Origin of the sequence: methanotrophic endosymbiont of Bathymodiolus puteoserpentis (Logatchev), assembly GCF_900128525.1 — a bacterium.
Lineage (GTDB): Bacteria > Pseudomonadota > Gammaproteobacteria > Methylococcales > Methylomonadaceae > Methyloprofundus.
On the sequence record NZ_FQTQ01000141.1, the window covers coordinates 1 to 1,823 of the forward strand.

1 protein-coding gene and 1 pseudogene are annotated in these 1,823 nt (G+C 37.8%); both read left to right on the top strand.

The features are described from left to right. Positions 1-212: 212 nt before the first annotated feature. Complete coding sequence (cas1f, locus tag BQ7314_RS11355; RefSeq protein WP_139682928.1) at positions 213-1,157, top strand: type I-F CRISPR-associated endonuclease Cas1f; 945 nt, start codon at positions 213-215, stop codon at positions 1,155-1,157. After that, a pseudogene (locus BQ7314_RS11360) lies at positions 1,151-1,823 on the top strand (CRISPR-associated helicase/endonuclease Cas3); the annotation flags it as partial. The gene cas1f and the pseudogene BQ7314_RS11360, both read left to right, overlap by 7 nt.

Genomic DNA, 1,823 nt, shown 5'->3' on the forward strand with positions numbered 1-1,823 from the left:
CTCTATGGAAGCGGCAGTTAATACCGCCAGTATCTTAATTGACAGCGGTGCAATTTTGTTATCCCCAGCTTGTGCGAGTTTTGATATGTTTGATGATTTTGAGCAGCGTGGGTGGGTTTTTAAAATAAATATCAAGGGTGTAACTTAAAATAATTACTCAAGGTTGGTTTTATTTGGGTAAAGTGCGCCTTTTATTTGAACTTTTTATTTTTATGCAGCAATTAACTGATTTAAAAGCCATTCTTCATTCTAAACGCGCCAATATTTATTATTTAGACAAATGCCGAGTCATGCAAAAAGATGGGCGTGTTTTATATCTCACGGAAGAACAAGATAACAAACAATATTGGAATATTCCTATTGCCAATACCACTTGTATTTTACTTGGTGGTGGCACTTCAATCACTCAAGCAGCGATGAGAATGCTCGCTCAAGCAGGAGTTTTAGTTGGTTTTAGTGGCTCTGGTGGTACGCCACTACTCATGGCAACGCAAATTGAATGGCTTACACCACAAAGTGAATATCGTCCTACCGAATATGTGCAAGCGTGGATGGGATTTTGGTTTGACGAAGGCAAACGATTAATTTTTGCTAAAACCATTCAAACCAAACGCATTGATTTTTTAAACAAAATCTGGGGTAAAGACAAAGATTTAAAAATCGAAGGTATCACACCTAATACAAAATTATTGGATGATTTCAAGCAAAAAATTATCAACGCCAATAGTGTTAACAAACTCCTAACCGATGAAATGTTGCTTACTAAGGCTCTTTACAGGCAAGCTGCAACGGCCACCAAAACCATAAAATTCACTAGGCAACATGACAGCACAGATTTGGCTAATGATTTTCTTAATCATGGTAATTATTTGGCCTATGGACTGGCTGCTACCACCCTTTGGGTGCTTGGCATTCCACACGGTTTTGCGCTTATGCACGGTAAAACTCGCCGAGGTGCTTTGGTGTTTGATATTGCTGATTTGGTTAAAGATGCACTTATTTTACCGTGGGCATTTATTGGCGCCAAAGAGCAAATGAGCGATGTAGAATTTCGCGCTCAATGTTTGCAAAACTTCACCAAACATAAGGCGCTAGACTTTATGTTTAATACCATCAAAGAGATTTGCGCCGAGGTTGAAAAGGATAAAAAATGCTAGTAACTTTCATCAGTGAGTGTGAGAAAAAAGCCCTTAGTAGAACAAGACGAGTATTGGACGCTTTTGCTAACCGTATCGGCAATAACACTTGGCAAACCCCCATTACCGAAGAAGGCTTAGATGCGGTTAAAAGACTTTTACGAAAAACTGCCAGCAAAAATACTGCCGTTAGTTGTCATCAACTAAAATCAAGAATTAGAATAGAATTACTGTGGGTGGTGGGAAATCGAAACAAGTTTAATAACGAGGGATTTGTGGCGGTAAACTATACCGAGGCGGATAAATTTATAGGAGAAATAGACATGAGTGAAATATACGCAAATACAAAAAAGCAACCATTAGATCAACACTTATTTGTAGTTGGTGTGGTGGCAAAAGAAATAATGAAAACTTTTTGCACGGATAATCAGTTGCAAAAAGCGGCTTTAAGTGCAGGGTTTTGGCATGATATTGGTAAGTTAGAAATGCATTTTCAAGACTGGCTAAATAAAGAATTAAAAAAGAAAAATTTAATTGCTGAACTACCAGAAAATGGTGTGCATATTGAAAATGGAAAATTTTCATGGGAAAAATATCCAACCCATAATGAAGTGTCAACGCTAATTTATGAACTATTGGCTGATGATTCTAGTTTAGGAGAGGGGGAGAAAAAGGCAGTCAAGCACG